This window comes from Paraburkholderia sp. BR10872, assembly GCF_040965835.1.
Lineage (GTDB): Bacteria > Pseudomonadota > Gammaproteobacteria > Burkholderiales > Burkholderiaceae > Paraburkholderia > Paraburkholderia nodosa_A.
The window spans coordinates 29,581-44,578 of sequence record NZ_JBFRCN010000033.1 but is presented as its reverse complement, the minus strand read 5'-3'; the positions used below and the strand labels follow the sequence as shown (position 1 = coordinate 44,578).

At 68.0% G+C, this 14,998-nt stretch carries 14 protein-coding genes; 6 read left to right on the top strand and 8 right to left on the bottom strand.

Translation table 11 applies throughout. The annotated features are described in order from the left end of the window. Positions 1-104: 104 nt before the first annotated feature. The 6 genes from AB4Y43_RS24075 (at position 105) to AB4Y43_RS24050 (ending at position 5,324) form a co-directional block, all read left to right on the top strand. Complete coding sequence (locus AB4Y43_RS24075; RefSeq protein WP_342947953.1) at positions 105-1,064, top strand: UDP-2,3-diacylglucosamine diphosphatase; 960 nt, start codon at positions 105-107, stop codon at positions 1,062-1,064. Between the two features lie 67 nt (positions 1,065-1,131). After that, positions 1,132-2,163 (top strand): glycosyltransferase family 1 protein, encoded by a 1,032-nt coding sequence (locus AB4Y43_RS24070; protein WP_069265293.1) that lies wholly within the window; start codon positions 1,132-1,134, stop codon positions 2,161-2,163. A 116-nt stretch (positions 2,164-2,279) separates the two neighbouring features. After that, positions 2,280-2,987, top strand: coding sequence for a diacylglycerol kinase (locus AB4Y43_RS24065; RefSeq protein WP_368728949.1), 708 nt, complete (start codon positions 2,280-2,282; stop codon positions 2,985-2,987). Positions 2,988-3,181: 194 nt separating this feature from the next. Next, positions 3,182-3,904 (top strand): TetR/AcrR family transcriptional regulator, encoded by a 723-nt coding sequence (locus tag AB4Y43_RS24060; RefSeq protein WP_069265294.1) that lies wholly within the window; start codon positions 3,182-3,184, stop codon positions 3,902-3,904. Positions 3,905-3,917: 13 nt separating this feature from the next. After that, a complete protein-coding gene (locus tag AB4Y43_RS24055) occupies positions 3,918-4,502 on the top strand; it encodes a TIGR00730 family Rossman fold protein (protein WP_368728948.1) in 585 nt (194 codons plus the stop codon). Between the two features lie 75 nt (positions 4,503-4,577). Continuing rightward, on the top strand, positions 4,578-5,324 hold the full coding sequence (locus tag AB4Y43_RS24050; RefSeq protein WP_342947950.1) for an SDR family oxidoreductase: 747 nt from the start codon (positions 4,578-4,580) through the stop codon (positions 5,322-5,324). 19 nt (positions 5,325-5,343) lie between these two features. On the opposite strand, the gene AB4Y43_RS24045 is transcribed toward AB4Y43_RS24050, so the two are convergent. The 8 genes from AB4Y43_RS24045 to AB4Y43_RS24010 all read right to left on the bottom strand — a co-directional run bounded on the left by AB4Y43_RS24045 (position 5,344) and on the right by AB4Y43_RS24010 (position 14,953). Further along, positions 5,344-5,931, bottom strand: coding sequence for a DUF924 family protein (locus AB4Y43_RS24045; protein ID WP_342947949.1), 588 nt, complete (start codon positions 5,929-5,931; stop codon positions 5,344-5,346). Next, positions 5,928-6,665: an alanyl-tRNA editing protein gene (locus AB4Y43_RS24040; RefSeq protein ID WP_342947948.1), complete on the bottom strand. Its 738-nt coding sequence runs from the start codon at positions 6,663-6,665 to the stop codon at positions 5,928-5,930. Before AB4Y43_RS24040 ends, AB4Y43_RS24045 begins: the two co-directional genes overlap by 4 nt. A 159-nt stretch (positions 6,666-6,824) precedes the next feature. Continuing rightward, a complete protein-coding gene (locus tag AB4Y43_RS24035; RefSeq protein WP_069265299.1) occupies positions 6,825-7,235 on the bottom strand; it encodes a group II truncated hemoglobin in 411 nt (136 codons plus the stop codon). Positions 7,236-7,331: 96 nt separating this feature from the next. Then, positions 7,332-9,881 (bottom strand): ABC transporter permease, encoded by a 2,550-nt coding sequence (locus tag AB4Y43_RS24030; protein ID WP_368728955.1) that lies wholly within the window; start codon positions 9,879-9,881, stop codon positions 7,332-7,334. A gap of 179 nt (positions 9,882-10,060) precedes the next feature. After that, positions 10,061-10,675 carry a DUF4126 domain-containing protein gene (locus AB4Y43_RS24025; protein ID WP_069265300.1) on the bottom strand — a complete coding sequence of 205 codons (615 nt, stop codon included), beginning with the start codon at positions 10,673-10,675 and terminating at the stop codon, positions 10,061-10,063. A 209-nt stretch (positions 10,676-10,884) separates the two neighbouring features. Further along, positions 10,885-11,205 carry a quaternary ammonium compound efflux SMR transporter SugE gene (gene sugE, locus AB4Y43_RS24020; protein ID WP_069265301.1) on the bottom strand — a complete coding sequence of 107 codons (321 nt, stop codon included), beginning with the start codon at positions 11,203-11,205 and terminating at the stop codon, positions 10,885-10,887. Between the two features lie 114 nt (positions 11,206-11,319). Beyond that, on the bottom strand, positions 11,320-12,018 hold the full coding sequence (kdpE, locus tag AB4Y43_RS24015; protein ID WP_069265302.1) for a two-component system response regulator KdpE: 699 nt from the start codon (positions 12,016-12,018) through the stop codon (positions 11,320-11,322). Continuing rightward, positions 12,011-14,953 carry a DUF4118 domain-containing protein gene (locus AB4Y43_RS24010; RefSeq protein WP_368728947.1) on the bottom strand — a complete coding sequence of 981 codons (2,943 nt, stop codon included), beginning with the start codon at positions 14,951-14,953 and terminating at the stop codon, positions 12,011-12,013. The genes kdpE and AB4Y43_RS24010 overlap by 8 nt, the downstream gene beginning before the upstream one ends. Between the last annotated feature and the right edge of the window lie 45 nt (positions 14,954-14,998).

The window sequence follows — 14,998 nt, the reverse complement described above, 5'->3', positions numbered from 1 at the left end:
TGCACGGGACCCCTGGGACTGCGTAACGAGACCTTCTCGTGACTGTCATGTTGCCGTCACGGCGGCATGGCGCAATGCGCGTATTACAACCTGCCGCGCGCGCCATGGCCCAAAAGACGTCAGCGACCACCCTGTTCCGGCAGACCACCGGACGAGGCACCGACTCCGCCACGTTCCACCCATCTCCCGGCGGAGCCACCTTTCCCGTCCCGCCCCTGCCGCCCTCGTCGATCGACGACGCCCCCGCCTCCGGCCCCCACGACGACGACCATCCCGATCCCACCCGCTACCGCACGATCTGGCTCTCCGATATCCATCTCGGCACGGGCGGCTGTCAGGCGTCGTATCTGCTCGACTTTCTGCGCCACAACGAGTCGGAGTATCTGTACCTCGTGGGCGACATCATCGACGGCTGGCAGTTGAAGAAGGGCTGGTACTGGCCCCAGGCGCACAACGACGTCGTGCAAAAGGTGTTGCGCAAGGCGCGCAAGGGCACCCAGGTCATCTACATCCCGGGCAACCACGACGAGAGCGCGCGCCAGTTCTGCAATCTCGCGTTCGGTGACATCCACGTGCGCGAGGAAGCCTTTCACACGACGCTCACCGGCAAGCGCCTGTGGGTCGTGCACGGCGATCTCTTCGACGGCGTGATCCAGCACGCCAAGTGGCTCGCCTATCTCGGCGACTCGGCCTACACGCTGATCCTCCTGCTCAACCGCTGGTTCAACCGCGTGCGCGCGAAGCTCGGCTTCCAGTACTGGTCGCTCTCGCAGTACCTCAAACATCAGGTCAAGAACGCGGTGAACTTCATCTCCTCGTTCGAGCGCGTGATGACCGACGAAGCGCGCCGCCGCGGCTGCGACGGCGTGGTCTGCGGCCACATCCACAAGGCCGAGATCCGCGACATCGACGGCATCCTGTACTGCAACGACGGCGACTGGGTGGAGAGCCTGTCCGCGCTCGTCGAGACGTTCGAGGGCGAGTTGCGCATCGTCTACTGGACCGTGAAGCGCGCGCCGGAAGCGCAGGTCTCCACGCGCAAGGCGCGTGTGAGCGCCGCCTGAGTATCGACTGATACCGTTACGCAACAGCCATAACCGCACTACCGAACGACGAGAGGGCCGACGACCGATGAAAGTAATGATCGTGACCGATGCATGGGAGCCGCAGGTCAACGGCGTAGTTCGAACCCTGAAGAACACGACGCGCGAACTCATCGCGCTCGGCCATCAGGTCGAACTGCTTACGCCGCTGGAGTTCCGCACGATACCGTGCCCCACCTACCCGGAAATCAAGCTCTCGCTGTTTCCGAAGCGGCATCTGCACGAACGCATCAGCGCATTCGGGCCCGATGCAATCCACATCGCGACCGAAGGTCCGCTCGGACTCGCCGCGCGCCGCTACGCGATCGACCACGACCTGCCGTTCACGACCGCTTATCACACGCGCTTTCCCGAGTACGTGCAGGCGCGCTTCGGCATTCCGCTCTCGGCGACGTACCGCTTCCTGCGCTGGTTCCACAAGCCTTCGCTCGCGGTGATGGCGCCCACGCCCGTCGTGAAGACCGACCTCGAGAAGTTCGGCTTCACGAACGTCGTGCTGTGGACGCGCGGCGTGGACCTCGACATCTTCCGGCCGATGGAATCGAAGGTGCTGAACACGGCGCGCCCCATCTTCCTGTATGTGGGCCGCGTGGCCGTGGAGAAGAACGTCGAGGCGTTTCTCAAGCTCGATCTGCCCGGCTCGAAATGGGTGTGCGGCGAAGGCCCGGCGCTCGCCGAACTGAAGTCGCGCTATCCCCAGGCGAATTACCTGGGTGTCCTGAGCCAGCCCGAGCTTGCGAAGGTCTACGCGGCCGCCGACGTCTTCGTGTTCCCGAGCCGCACCGACACCTTCGGTCTCGTGCTGCTCGAAGCGCTCGCATGCGGTACGCCCGTGGCCGCCTACCCGGTGACAGGCCCGATCGACGTGCTGGGCACGGGCGGCGCGGGTTCGATGAACGAAGACCTGCGCGAAGCGTGCCTCGAAGCGTTAAAGATCGACCGCGCCGAGGCGCGCGCCTGGGCCGAGCGCTTCTCGTGGCGCGCCGCCTCCGAGCAGTTCGCGGCGCATCTGAAGCCGCGCTCGCGCGCGACGATGGAGCCCTCCAGCGCCGCTGCCTGAGCGCGGGGCCGGCTATGGTGCGCGCTTCGATTGTCCGCGAGCGCGCCGGGGACACGGACGGCCCCGGCGCAACCGCCTCGCACGCGTGCGATACTGGGGTACTACCTGGCACCACCATGACGCCACGTCCTCCGTTACCGCCGCATAGCGCCCAGGGCGCACGCAGTTCCAATGCGCCAGCCAGCCAGCGTGCCGGCGGCTCTACGCGCGCCGCACGCGCCGCCGAAGCGCTCGATCCGCGCGCGAGCGCTTCCGCCGCTGTCGCATCTGGCGTTGCGCCGCCAGCCGCACCGGCATCGGCAAGCGAGCCAGCCAAGCCCACCGGGCCCGCTGCGCCACGCGCGGCCGCACCGGAACCGCCCGAGGCGCCGCATCTGCACGAACCGCTCGGCCCCGACGATCCACTCGCCCCGCTGCCCTTCAACCCCTACAAGGGCAACCGCGGCATCACCCGGGCATGGAAGGCGCTCAAGTACTCGATCAAGGGCTTTCGCGCCGCCATCCGCGAGGAAAGCGCATTTCGCCAGGAGCTCACGCTCGCGGCCATCCTCGTGCCGATCGGCGTGTTCATTCCGGTCGAGCCCGTCGAGCGCGTGCTGCTGCTTGGCTCGGTGATCCTCGTGCTGATCGTCGAACTGCTCAATTCGAGCATCGAGAACGCGGTGGACCGCATCGGCCTCGAGCGCAACGAGCTCTCGGGCCGCGCCAAGGACCTGGGCAGCGCGGCGGTGACGCTCGCCTTGCTGCTCTGCGTCCTGACCTGGGGACTGATTCTCGTGCCCCGTTTCGGCCCGCTGCTGCTGCACGGAATCGGCGTACTCTAGCGCCTAAACGCCCCCAGTCCGCGGGGCCTCGCCACGCTCCCCGGCATCTGACAGGCGCAAGCTGTCGGTGCGCGCGGGCCGTCGGTTTATAATCGAACGACAGTCTTATAACGACCAACCGCGTCCGGGCCGCGCGCACCGCAACATACGAGCGGGCGCCTGAGCCCGGCACTGCATTTTCAGGGCCGGACGACATGGATGCCAAACCTCCCCGCCGTACACGCGAACGGATTCTCGAGCTGTCGCTGAAGCTGTTCAACGAGATAGGCGAGCCGAACGTCACCACGACGACCATCGCCGAGGAAATGGAGATCAGTCCAGGCAACCTGTACTACCACTTCCGCAACAAAGACGACATCATCAACAGCATCTTCAGCCAGTTCGAGCAGGAGATCGAAAAGCGTCTGCGCTTCCCCGAAGACCATCGCGCCACCATCGACGAGATGTGGGCGTACCTGCAGTACATGGTCGACTTCACGTGGCGCTACCGCTTTCTCTATCGCGACCTGAACGACCTGCTCGCGCGCAACCGCACGCTGGAGATGCACTTCAAGCAGATCATCAGCCACAAGGTGCACTTCGCGAAGCAGTTCTGCGAGCAGCTCGTGGAAGACGGCGACATGGTCGCCACGCCCGCCGAGATCGACGTGATCTCGACCAATATCGGTGTGATCGCCACCTATTGGCTCTCGTACCAGTTCGTGATGAATCCGCGCAAGTACAACGACCAGGAAGCGATTCGCGACGAGCTGCACCAGGTCAGCGTGCAGATCGTCTCGCTGATGGCGCCGTATCTGCGCGGCCGCGCGCGCGAGCTGTTCGACGATCTCGTCTCGGGCAAGCTCGCCAAACGCGAGTTCTACGACTACCTGCCGCCGCGCGAAGGCGCGGGCGCCGCCAAGGACAACCGCGAATAAAGGCAAAAGCCGAATGAAAGCAGTCTGCGTATATTGCGGCTCCTCGCCCGGAGCCAATCCGGTCTACACCGAAGCCGCACAGGCATTCGGCCGCGCGCTCGTCGCCTCGAACCTCGCGCTCGTCTATGGCGGCGGCAAGGTCGGCCTGATGGGCGTGATCGCCGACACCGTGATGGCGGGCGGCGGCCGCGCCATCGGCGTGATCCCCAAGCTGCTGGTGGACAAGGAAGTGGGCCATGTGGGCCTCACCGAGCTGCATGTCGTGCCCGACATGCACCACCGCAAGAAGATGATGGCCGACCTCTCCGACGCCTTCGTCGCGATGCCGGGCGGCGCGGGCACGCTCGAAGAGCTGTTCGAGGTCTATACGTGGGCGCAGCTCGGCTATCACCGCAAGCCGGTGGGCGTGCTGAACATCGGCGGCTTTTACGATCCGCTCATGGCGCTGCTCGATCACACGGTGCGCGAAGGCTTCATGCGCCAGACCTACCGCGACATGCTGCAAACCGACGGCGATCCCGTGGCGCTGATCGCCAGGCTCAAGCGTTACCACGCGCCCACGAAGGACAAGTGGGCGGATTTGCGCGAGAACGTTTGACCCGGCCGCATCGCGCCGTTCGCCCGACAATCCGCAGGCACCACGCGCAGTTACCTCCATGACGAGTACATCGCGATGAGCAAGGTTGTCCTGATCACCGGCGCGAGCCGCGGCATCGGCCGCGCGACGGCGCGCCTGCTCGGCGCATACGGCTGGACCGTGGGCGTCAACTATCTGCACAACGAACCGGCCGCCGACGAAACCGCCGCCGAAGTGGGCCGCGCGGGCGGCCACGCGCGCGTGCTGCGCGGCGACGTCGCGAGCGAGGCAGACGTCGTCGCGATGTTCGACGCGCTCGAATCGGCCTATGGCCGTATCGATGCGCTCGTGAACAACGCGGGCATCGTGGCGCCCGGCAGCCAGGTCGCCGACATGAGCGCCGAGCGTCTGAAGCGCATGTTCGACGTCAACGTGTACGGCGCGTTTTTGTGCGCACGCGAAGCGGCGCGGCGCATGTCGAAGGATCGCGGCGGCGACGGCGGCTCGATCGTCAATGTTTCTTCGGCTGCCGCGCGGCTTGGCTCGCCCAACGAATATGTGGACTATGCGTCGTCCAAAGGCGCGGTCGACACGATGACGATCGGGCTCGCCAAAGAACTCGGCCCGCAGGGCGTGCGCGTGAACGCGGTGCGCCCAGGCCTCATCGACACCGAAATCCACGCGAGCGGCGGACGCCCCGACCGCGCGGCCGTGCTCGGCGCGCAAACGCCGCTCGGCCGGCCCGGCAGCGCCGACGAAGTCGCACAAACGATCGCGTGGTTGCTCAGCGACGCGGCCTCGTATGTCACAGGCGCCCTGCTCGATGTGAGCGGCGGACGCTGAACTCGCGCGCTGGCTTTTGCTAGAACGACGAACCCCGCTCGCGCAAAAAAGCGGCTTCTTCGTCGGTGGAATCGCGGCCCAGTTGCACGTTGCGATGCGGGTAGCGCCCAAAGCGCTCGATGATCTGCGCGTGGCGCACCGCGTAATCGTAGTAGCCCTTGCCCTCGGGATCCTTCGCCAGCTCGCCGAACAGACGCAGCGATTCGTGCTGCGCTTCGGCGCTTTCGGCGTGTTCGAACGGTAGATAAGCGAAGGAGCGATGCTGCAGCGTGGGCAGGCGCAGATCCGCGCCGTTCGCCACCATCCTGCGCGCGATGCCGAGCGCCTTGTCGTCCGCGGAGAATGCACGCGGCGTGCCGCGGTGGCAGTTGCGCGAGAACTGGTCGAGCACGATCACGAGCGCGAGCGCGCCTTCAGGCGTCTCGCACCATGCGTCGAGCTCGCCTGCACACGCGGCGTCGAGCAGCGCGCCGAAGCGTTCGCGCAGCCTGGCGTCGAACGCGGCGTTCTTGCGGAACCACATCTTGCGCTCGCGGCCGAACTCCTCCGAACCCGGCGCGCCGAACCAGAAGTCGAGCACCTCGCGCGCACGCGCGTCGAGCGTCATGACGCCAGTTCCAGCACGAGACGCCGCGTGCGCGCGCTCTTCTTCTCGAGCTTCGCCACCCGCAGCGCACCGATTTCCTGCGTATTGCGCACATGCGTGCCGCCGCAGGGCTGCAAATCGACGTTATCGATACGCAACAGCCGCACACGGCCCAGGCCCATCGGCGGCTTCACGCTCATCGTGCGCACGAGTTCGGGGCGTTGCGCCATTTCCTCGTCGGTGATCCATTCGGTCGCCACCGCGTGCGCGCCCGACACGAGTTCGGCGAGCCGCGCCTCCACCATCTCGCGCTCGATCGGCTCGACGGTCGCGAAATCGAGCCGCGCATAGTCGGTCGTGATGCTGCAGCCGTCCACGGGATATGGCAGCACCGCGCACATCAGATGGCTCGCCGTATGCAATCGCATGTGCCGGTGACGGCGCGCCCAGTCGATCTCGGCGCGCACGCGCTCGCCCGCGCCGAGACGCGCGAGCAGCGCCTCCTGGCCGGGCGCGGGAACGTGGAGCGCGTCGTCGGGCGTCGCGCCTTCGAACTTCGCCTTGCGCGTGTCGGCGATCTCGATGCGCGTGCCGTCGGCGAGCACCAGCGCGCCGGCGTCGCCGGCCTGGCCGCCGCCGAGCGGATAGAACACGGTCTGGTCGAGCCGCACGCCGTCCTCGCCAACGGCAAGCACGGTCGCTTCGCACTGCGTGAGATAGGCGTCTTCGCGAAAGAGCGCGCGGGTGGTCGTCATCGTGGGTGTCTCCTTGTTTTGCGTACGGCGAGCCGCGCAAAGCCGGACGCCCGCCAAAAGGCCATTATGGCCGCGAGGCGAAACGCCCCGCCGGACGGCCGCGATGCGTGAGCGCCTGACTGTACCGGCGCAGGGACCGGAACAATCGGGCCCCGTCAATCAGCCCGGATGATTGCGCATCCAGTCGGCGGTATCGAAGAACGAGTGCAGCAGGCGCTCGCGCAACGGTTCCGCCAGGCCCACGTCTTCCATCGCCCAGGCCATGCAGCGCAGCCACTGGTCGCGCTCGGACGAGGCGATCGCGAACGGCAAATGGCGCGCGCGCAGGCGCGGATGGCCGAAGCGTTCGATGTAGTGGTCCGGGCCGCCAAGCCAGCCGCAGAGAAACCAGAACAGCTTGTCGCGCGAACCGTCGAGCGTTTGCGGATGCATCGCGCGGATGCCCGCGAAATCGGCCTCGAGGTCCATCAGGTCATAGAAGCGGTCGACGAGTTCGCGCACGCGCGCCTCGCCGCCGACGAGTTCGAAGGCCGTGGGTTTCTGCGGCGCTTCGTCGGCTGGATCGGTCATACGGTTGAATCGGGAAAAAAGAGGGACGGCAGCGCACTGCCGCTAACCGCTGATTTTCGCACAGCGGCGCGTGGCGGGTGGCCGCGGGTTGCTGCACTACGCGTCGCGCAGCGACTGCAGCGCCGGCCGCGCGAGCACGTGCCGCAAGCTGATCCACCCGCCCACGCCCGCGCACACCACGCCTGCGGCGATGCCCGCAGGCAAAAGCCACGGATCGAACGGAAGATAGAAGAGAAACACATGCGTGGCGAGCACCGAGCCCACTGCCTGCGCGCCGATTGCCGCCATGAGCCCCGCGAGCGCACCCACGGAAACGAATTCGGCCACCTGCACCGCGCGCACCTGGTGGTGCGATGCCCCCAGCGCGCGCAGCAGCGCCGACTCGCGCATGCGCTCGTCGCGCGTGCCCGCGAGCGCCGCGTAGAGCACCAGCACGCCGGCGGCGAGCGTGAAGAGAAAGAGGAACTGCACCGCGCCGATCACCTGCTCCAGCACACGCTCGATCTGCGCGAGAATCGGCGCGATGTCGATCGCGGTGACGTTGGGATAGCGGGCCACGAGACCGTCCACGACCTGGCGCTGCCCGGGCGGCAGGTGAAAGCTCGTGATGTACGTCGCCGGAAAATCGCGCAGCAGTTCGGGCGGCATCAGCACGAAGAAGTTGACCTTGAACGAGCCCCAGTCGAGCTTGCGCACGCTCGTCACGGGCGCCGTGACTTCCAGGCCCGTCACGTCGAACTTGAGCACGTCGCCGGGCTTCACGTTGATGAGCTTCGCGAGTCCCTGCTCGATCGATAGCTGCGGCGTGGCCGCGTCGCCATACCAGGTGCCGGCCTCGATGCGATTGTCGTCGGGCAGCTTCGTCGTGTACGAGAGATTGAACTCGCGATCGACGAGCCGGCGCGCGTCCTCGCTCTTGTACGAGTCGGGATTCACGGGCTTGCCGTTGATCGAGATGAGGCGCCCGCGCACCATCGGCTGGAGATCGCTGTCGGCAGCCCCGGCAATGCCATGCGAGCGCAGCCAGGCGGCCACGGCGTCGCGCTGATCGGGCTGGATGTCGATGAGGAATTCGTTGGGCGCGTCGGGCGGCGTGGACTTGCGCCAGCCTTCGACGAGGTCGTTGCGCGTCATCGCGATCAGCAACAGGCACATCAGGCCGATGGCGAGCGCCGTGATTTGCAGCGCGCTAGCGCCCGGACGCCGTTCGAGCGACGCCAGGGCATAGCGCCAACCCACGCCCGCGCGCGCCTGCCCGGAGAGGCGTCCGCTGCGCGCCACGCGCGCCGCGCACCAGAGCGCCGCGCGCGCCACGCCGGCGAACACGAGCAGCCCGATCGCGAAACCGCCCGCGACGATGCCGCCCAGCTTCAACTCCCCCGCCGCGATCACGAGCAGCCCCGCGAACAGCGCAATGCCGACGCCATAGGCCGCCCACGCGGCGCGTCCTTCGTCGCCCCACTCGCGGCGCAGCACGCGCACCGGCGGCACGCGCGTGAGCGGCAGGAGCGGCGGCAGCGCGAAGCCCAGCAGCAGCACGAGGCCCGCGGCGATGCCTTCGAGCACGGGCAACGGCCCGGGCTGCGGCAGCACGACGTCGATGAGATTACCGAGCCACGCCAGCAGCGCGAGATGACCCGCGTAGCCGAGCGCCACGCCCGCTACGCCGCCCACGAGTCCGAGCCCCGCGAACTCCAGCACGAACAGCGTGCGCAACGTGCGCTGGCTCGCGCCGAGGCAGCGCATCGCGGCGCAGGCGTCGAGATGGCGGCGCGTGTAGCGATGCGCGGCCATGGCGATCGCCACCGCCGCGAGCAGCGCTGTCAGGAGCGAAACCAGCGTGAGGAAGTGGCGCGCGCGGTCGAGCGTCTGGCGCACCTGAGGCTGGCCGTCCTGGAGCGATTCGAGCGCGACGCCGCGCATCTTGCCGCCATCCACGCGCGCACGCGCCCAGGACGCGAACTGCGCGACGGCCGGATCGGCGCCCGCCACGAGCAGGCGGTAGGTCACGCGGCTGCCATAGCCGAGCAGTCCGGTCGACGCGACTTCGTCGGCGCGCATCATGAGCCGCGGCGAGAAGTTCACGAACGAAAAGCCGCGGTCGAGTTCTTTCGTGATGAGCGCATTCACGGTGAAGGTGCGTGTGCCGACCTTCACCGTGTCGCCGACATGGAGCTTGAGCGCGTCGAGCAGTTCGTCGTCCACCCAGACGGTGCCGGGCGGGGGAATGCCTTGCGCCGCGTGATCGGGTGCACCCGGCGCCGCGGCGATGCGCAGCGCGCCGCGCAACGGATAGTCCGCCGAGACGGCCTTGACGGCAGCAAGACGAGTGGCCGTGGCGACCGGGGCGGCGGAAGCGCCCGCCGCTGCCGCGGCCTGTGGCGTCCCCGAACTCACCATGCTCGGGAAGATCGCCGTGGTCGCCGTGCGCAGCGACAGCGACTGCGCCTCGCGCGCGAACATGGGATCGACGGGGTGATCGGCGCGCACGATGAAATCGGCGGCGATCATGCGCCGGGCATCGCGCTCAAGGCCACGCTGCAGTCGATCGGCGAGAAAACCGACGCTGGCGAGCGCCGCCACGGCCAGCACGAGCGCGAACAGCAGCATGGTGAGTTCGCCCGCGCGCCAGTCGCGCGCCGTCATGCGCGCGGCAAGATGCACGAGATCGGACCAGCCTGGTGTGGTGCGCACGGCCACCGGCGCACGCGGGCCGCCAGGACCGGCCGGGCCACCAGTTGCGCCCGGCGGCTCAGCCTGCACGAAGCCCGGGCCGCCTTCGCTGCGCGGAGGTCTGGCGTTGGAGGAAGAAGGCGCGCCGCCGCTCAATCGTGACGACCTCGCAGCGAAAGCCGCGAAACCATGTGCGTCGCCATGCCGCGAAAACCGCCCTGCACGCCGCGCCACAGGCGCGGCAGCGCCCAGGCCGCGAGCACGAGGAACGCCACGAGCATGACGAGGAAGAGCACAGGCACGAAGAGCGCGAGCAGCACGCCGACGAAGGTCATACCGTCTTCGGCGCTCGATGTGACGACGTTCGACACCGGCTCAGGCGACAGATTGATCAACGCGCGCGTGCCCGCCTTGGCGAGATGCGCCGTGCCCGCGAGCGTGCCGCCCGCAAGCGCCGCGACGGTCAACAGCGCCGGATCGGCATGGCCGAGCGCACCGGCTGCGAGCACGGCCCCGGCCGGAATACGGATGAAGGTGTGCACCGCGTCCCAGAGCGAATCGAACGCGGGAATCTTGTCGGCGAGGAATTCGAGGACCGTGAGCGCGGCGGCGATGCCGATCACCCACGGCGAAGCGAGCGCGGCAAGCGTGTCGGGCAGATGGATCAGGCCAAGACGTTGCAAGACGCCGGCCATCAGCACCGTGAGATAGAGACGCAGGCCGCTGCCCCAGGACAGGCCCGCTGCTAGCGAAAGTGGTTCCAGCATGGCTTGCCTCCTCGCGCGGGCGGCCGGGGCGCCGGCGCTCCACGCGCAAAGCGGGAGAGCAGGCGCTGTGCGCACACGCTCGCCGCTCATGCGGCGCGGAGGGTTATCGGGTTATGACCGTTCCATTATAGCCACGCTCGCTGCGGTGCCGCAGCGGTGTTGCGCGGCCGCGGCACAGGTCCGCATCGAGGTATGCGCAGCGAATTTAATCAGGCGGCCGAAGAAAGCTTGAGTCCGATGAGGCCGAGCACGATCAGCGCGGCGCTTGCCACGCGCGCGGCGCTCACTGCCTCGCCCATCATGAGGATGCCGAACACGAACGCGCCGACCGCGCCAATGCCCGTCCACACCGCGTAGGCGGTGCCGAGCGGCAGCTGACGCATGGCCATGGCGAGCAGGACGAAGCTGCCCAGGGCAGTGACCACGGTGAACACCGAGGGCCAGAGCCGCGTGAATCCTTCGGAAGATTTGAGACCGGCGGCCCACGCCACTTCGAGCAGGCCGGCGACGAGAAGAAGAAACCAGGACATGGGGAACGCTCCATTTAAAAAATGGGGCCGTCCCCGATGACGTCAGAATCCGTAAGGCCGTCCTTACAGAGCTGTAATGATAGCACCGGCGCAGTGCAGGCTCGCAGTGCAGCCCTACTGCACGCCGACCAGCCGATACCCCACGCCCGTCTCCGTGATGATGTGCTCCGGTTGCGCGGGATCGCGCTCCAATTTCTGCCGCAAATGCGCCATGTAAATGCGCAGGTAATGGCTGCTCTCCACGTGCGACGGCCCCCAGACCTCGCGCAGCAGTTGCCGGTGCGTAAGCACGCGCCCCGCATCGCGCACGAGCGTGGCGAGCAGGCGGTACTCGATCGGCGTGAGATGCACGGGCGCGCCTTCGCGCGTGACCTGGCGCAAGCCCAGATCGACGTTCACGGCGCCGAAGCTCACCTGCGGCACCTCGTTCGCCCCGCCTCGGTTGCGCCGCCGTAGCTGCGCGCGAATGCGCGCGAGCAGTTCGGACACGCCGAAGGGCTTCGTGAGGTAGTCGTCGGCGCCGGCGTCGAGCGCGGCCACCTTCTCGCTTTCCTGGGTGCGCGCCGACAGAACGATCACGGGCAGATCGCTCCAGCCGCGCAGTTCGCGGATCACGTCGAGGCCGTCGGTGTCGGGCAGGCCCAGGTCGACGATCACGAGGTCGGGCTTGCGCGTGGCGGCCTCGACGAGGCCCTGCTTGCCGGTCTCGGCGTCGTGCACGACGATGCCTTCGCCCTCCAGGGTTGCGCGCACGAATCGGCGAATCTGTTTTTCGTCTTCGATGAGAACGACGGCGATGCTCGGGTCACTCATTTGCGGGTTTGGGATCGACGTTTTCTTGAGAGGCGGGCATCCGTGCGACGGATTCGCCTCTGACAGGTTCGGCGGCGCTCGCATGTTCTGCATCGCCGGCGGGCTCGAGCGGCTCGAGCGGCTCGAGCGCTTCGTGTGCCTCCGGCGCATCGGTCACATCGGCGGGCAGCGGCGGCGGCGACTCCACGGGTAGCGCGAACCAGAACGTCGCGCCTTCCACATGGCCGTCGGCGGCAACGCGATTGGCTGCGCCGATTGTACCCCCGTGCGCCTCCACGATCGCGCGGCAGATGGCGAGTCCGAGCCCGATGCCGGGCTTGGCCGACTCCTTCTCGCCGCGCGTGAACTTCTCGAACACGCGCTCGCCCATGCCGGGCGGCAGACCCGGCCCGTTGTCCTCGATCGAGACGCGCACGAACGGCTGGCCGCCCTCCTCCACGCGCCGCGCCGCGATGGTGAGCGGCGTGTCGGCGGGCGTGTACTTGGCGGCGTTCTCCAGCAGGTTCGAGAAGAGCCGCTCCATCAGCACGGCGTCGAGCTGAAGCAGCGGCAAGCCTTCTTCCAGCCTCACCTGCACGGGGTGCCGCGCGAGCACGCGGCGGCAAGCGGCGAGCGCGGCGCCCACGGTTTCCTCGAGCAGCGTCCACTGACGATTGAGATTGAGGCTGCCCGCCTGCAGCCGGGCCATGTCGAGCAGGTTCGTGACGATGCCCGTCATGCGCAGCGCCTCGTCGTGAATCGCCTCGATCAGCTCGCCCGAGCGCGAGTCTTGCGCATCCTCGGGCTCGTGCGTTTGCGCGAGCATCGACGAGAAGCCGACGATCGCCGTGAGCGGCGTGCGCAGGTCGTGCGAGATGGCCGAGAGCAACGAGTTGCGCAGCCGCTCCGACTCCATGTTGACGAGCGCGTCGCGCGCGATGTCGACGTAGTGCACGCGCTCGAGCGCAAGCGCGATCTGCGCGGCGAACGCGTCGAGCATGCGCTGCTGCTCGGGCACCTGCAGCTCGCGCACGTCGCGTGTGACGACGGCGAGCACGCCGCGCGTGCGCATCGGCGCCTTGAGCGGCAGATAGCGCGCGACGGCCGCCGGCAGCGTGTCGGTGCCGTTGCCCGCGGGCTTTTGCTGGTCGTAGACCCACTGCCCCACGTCGATGTCGAGGTTTTCGGCGTCGAGCATGATCTTCGGATCGGGCTCCTCGATCTTCTGCTGCACCTTATCGGCGCTATCGGGCAGCAGCAGCGCCACCCGCGCGCCGAACACCTCGCTCACGTGGCGGCTGCCGATCGCCACGATCTGCTCCGTGGTCAGCGCCGCGGCCAGCTCGCGCGCCATCGCGTACATCGCGCCGGTGCGCTGTTCGCGCCGCTGCGCGACGCTCGCCTCGCGGCGCAGGCTCGACGTGAGATGGCTGATGACGAGCGAAGTGAGCAGCATGCCGACGAAGGTCAGCAGATATTGCGTATCGGAGACCGAGAACGACATGCGCGGCGGCACGAAGAAAAAGTCGTACGCCGCGACGCTTGCAAACGAGAGCATCACGCCCGGTCCGCGCCCGAGCTTCGTCGCCGCGAAGATCACGCCGAGCAGATACAGCATCACGAGGTTCGCGAGATCGATGCGGTCGATCAGCTGGTTCGCGACGAGCGTCACGCACGCGCAGATCACGAGCGCGGCCCCGTAGGCGCGCGGCGGCGAGCGCTCGGCGCCGCCCGCCGCAAGTGCATCGCGCCAGGCGTTGGCGGCGCGCGTCGCGGCGCTGGCCGCCCCCCCGGGCTCGCTGCCCCCACGCACGGCTTCGCCCGCGCTCGCGCGCACGAGCGTGAGATCGACGTCGCCGGCTTTTTCGGCAAGGCGCTCGCCGAACGGGCGCTTCACCCAGCGTGACAAGCCCGTGCGCAGCGACCCGCCCGCCACGAGCTTCGAGACATTGCGCAGCCGCGCGTAGCCGACCAGCGTGGTCGCGGCGTCCTCGCCCGCGAGCGTCGCCGTTTCGGCGCCGAGTTCGGAGGCGAGCTTGAGCGCGCCGAGCGTGCGCTCGCGTACGGCGTCGGGCAGACGCTGGAGCTTCGGCGTCTCCACGTACACGGCGATCCAGTCGGCCTTCAGGCTCGCGGCGAGTCGCGCGGCTGCGCGCACCAGCGCGTTCGCCTCGGGCCCCGGTCCCACGCAGACGACGAGGCGCTCGCGCGCCTGCCACACGTGCTGGATCGAGCGATCGGCACGATACTCGCGCATCTGCGCGTCCACGCGATCGGCGGTGCGGCGCAGCGCAAGCTCGCGCAGCGCGATCAGGTTGCCCTTGCGAAAGAAGTTGCGCACCGCGCGTTCGGCCTGCGCCGGCATGTACACCTTGCCGTCGCGCATGCGGTCGAGCAGTTCTTCGGCGGGCAGGTCGACGAGCGTGACTTCGTCGGCGCGGTCGAACACACGGTCGGGCACGGTCTCCCAGACGCGAATGCCCGTGATCTGCCCCACCACGTCGTTGAGACTTTCGAGGTGCTGCACATTGACGGTCGTGTAGACGTCGATGCCCGCGTCGAGCAGTTCGTACACGTCTTGCCAGCGCTTCATGTGGCGCGCGCCGGCCACGTTCGAATGCGCCAGCTCGTCGACGAGCACGAGCTGCGGCTTGCGTTCGAGCGCAGCGTCGAGATCGAACTCTTCCAGCAGCCGCCCGCGGTAGGCGATACGCTGACGCGGCATCACGTCGAGGCCGGCGGTGAGCGCGGCGGTCTCGCTGCGCCCATGCGTCTCGACGATGCCGACCACCACGTCCACGCCTTCCTCGGCGCGCCGGCGGGCGGCCTGCAGCATCGCATAGGTCTTGCCGACGCCAGCTGACGCGCCGAAGAAAATCTTCAGCTTGCCGCGGCGGCGTTTTTCTTCGTCGCGCTGCAGCCGGTCGAGCAGTTCGTCGGGATCGGGGCGGTTCATGCGGAAGTCGGGATGAAATTCACGGAGGTTGCACCTGTGGCACGA

Excerpts from the sequence above, each read along its gene's own strand:
- kdpE (WP_069265302.1), bottom strand. The coding sequence starts at position 12,018 with ATGAGTGACCCGAGCATCGCCGTCGTTCTCATCGAAGACGAAAAACAG.
- AB4Y43_RS24070 (WP_069265293.1), top strand. The coding sequence starts at position 1,132 with ATGAAAGTAATGATCGTGACCGATGCATGGGAGCCGCAGGTCAACGGC.
- AB4Y43_RS24055 (WP_368728948.1), top strand. The coding sequence starts at position 3,918 with ATGAAAGCAGTCTGCGTATATTGCGGCTCCTCGCCCGGAGCCAATCCG.
- AB4Y43_RS24010 (WP_368728947.1), bottom strand. The coding sequence starts at position 14,953 with ATGAACCGCCCCGATCCCGACGAACTGCTCGACCGGCTGCAGCGCGAC.
- AB4Y43_RS24065 (WP_368728949.1), top strand. The coding sequence starts at position 2,280 with ATGACGCCACGTCCTCCGTTACCGCCGCATAGCGCCCAGGGCGCACGC.
- AB4Y43_RS24025 (WP_069265300.1), bottom strand. The coding sequence starts at position 10,675 with ATGCTGGAACCACTTTCGCTAGCAGCGGGCCTGTCCTGGGGCAGCGGC.
- AB4Y43_RS24050 (WP_342947950.1), top strand. The coding sequence starts at position 4,578 with ATGAGCAAGGTTGTCCTGATCACCGGCGCGAGCCGCGGCATCGGCCGC.
- AB4Y43_RS24060 (WP_069265294.1), top strand. The coding sequence starts at position 3,182 with ATGGATGCCAAACCTCCCCGCCGTACACGCGAACGGATTCTCGAGCTG.
- AB4Y43_RS24075 (WP_342947953.1), top strand. The coding sequence starts at position 105 with ATGGCCCAAAAGACGTCAGCGACCACCCTGTTCCGGCAGACCACCGGA.
- sugE (WP_069265301.1), bottom strand. The coding sequence starts at position 11,205 with ATGTCCTGGTTTCTTCTTCTCGTCGCCGGCCTGCTCGAAGTGGCGTGG.
- AB4Y43_RS24040 (WP_342947948.1), bottom strand. The coding sequence starts at position 6,665 with ATGACGACCACCCGCGCGCTCTTTCGCGAAGACGCCTATCTCACGCAG.
- AB4Y43_RS24035 (WP_069265299.1), bottom strand. The coding sequence starts at position 7,235 with ATGACCGATCCAGCCGACGAAGCGCCGCAGAAACCCACGGCCTTCGAA.
- AB4Y43_RS24030 (WP_368728955.1), bottom strand. The coding sequence starts at position 9,881 with ATGACGGCGCGCGACTGGCGCGCGGGCGAACTCACCATGCTGCTGTTC.
- AB4Y43_RS24045 (WP_342947949.1), bottom strand. The coding sequence starts at position 5,931 with ATGACGCTCGACGCGCGTGCGCGCGAGGTGCTCGACTTCTGGTTCGGC.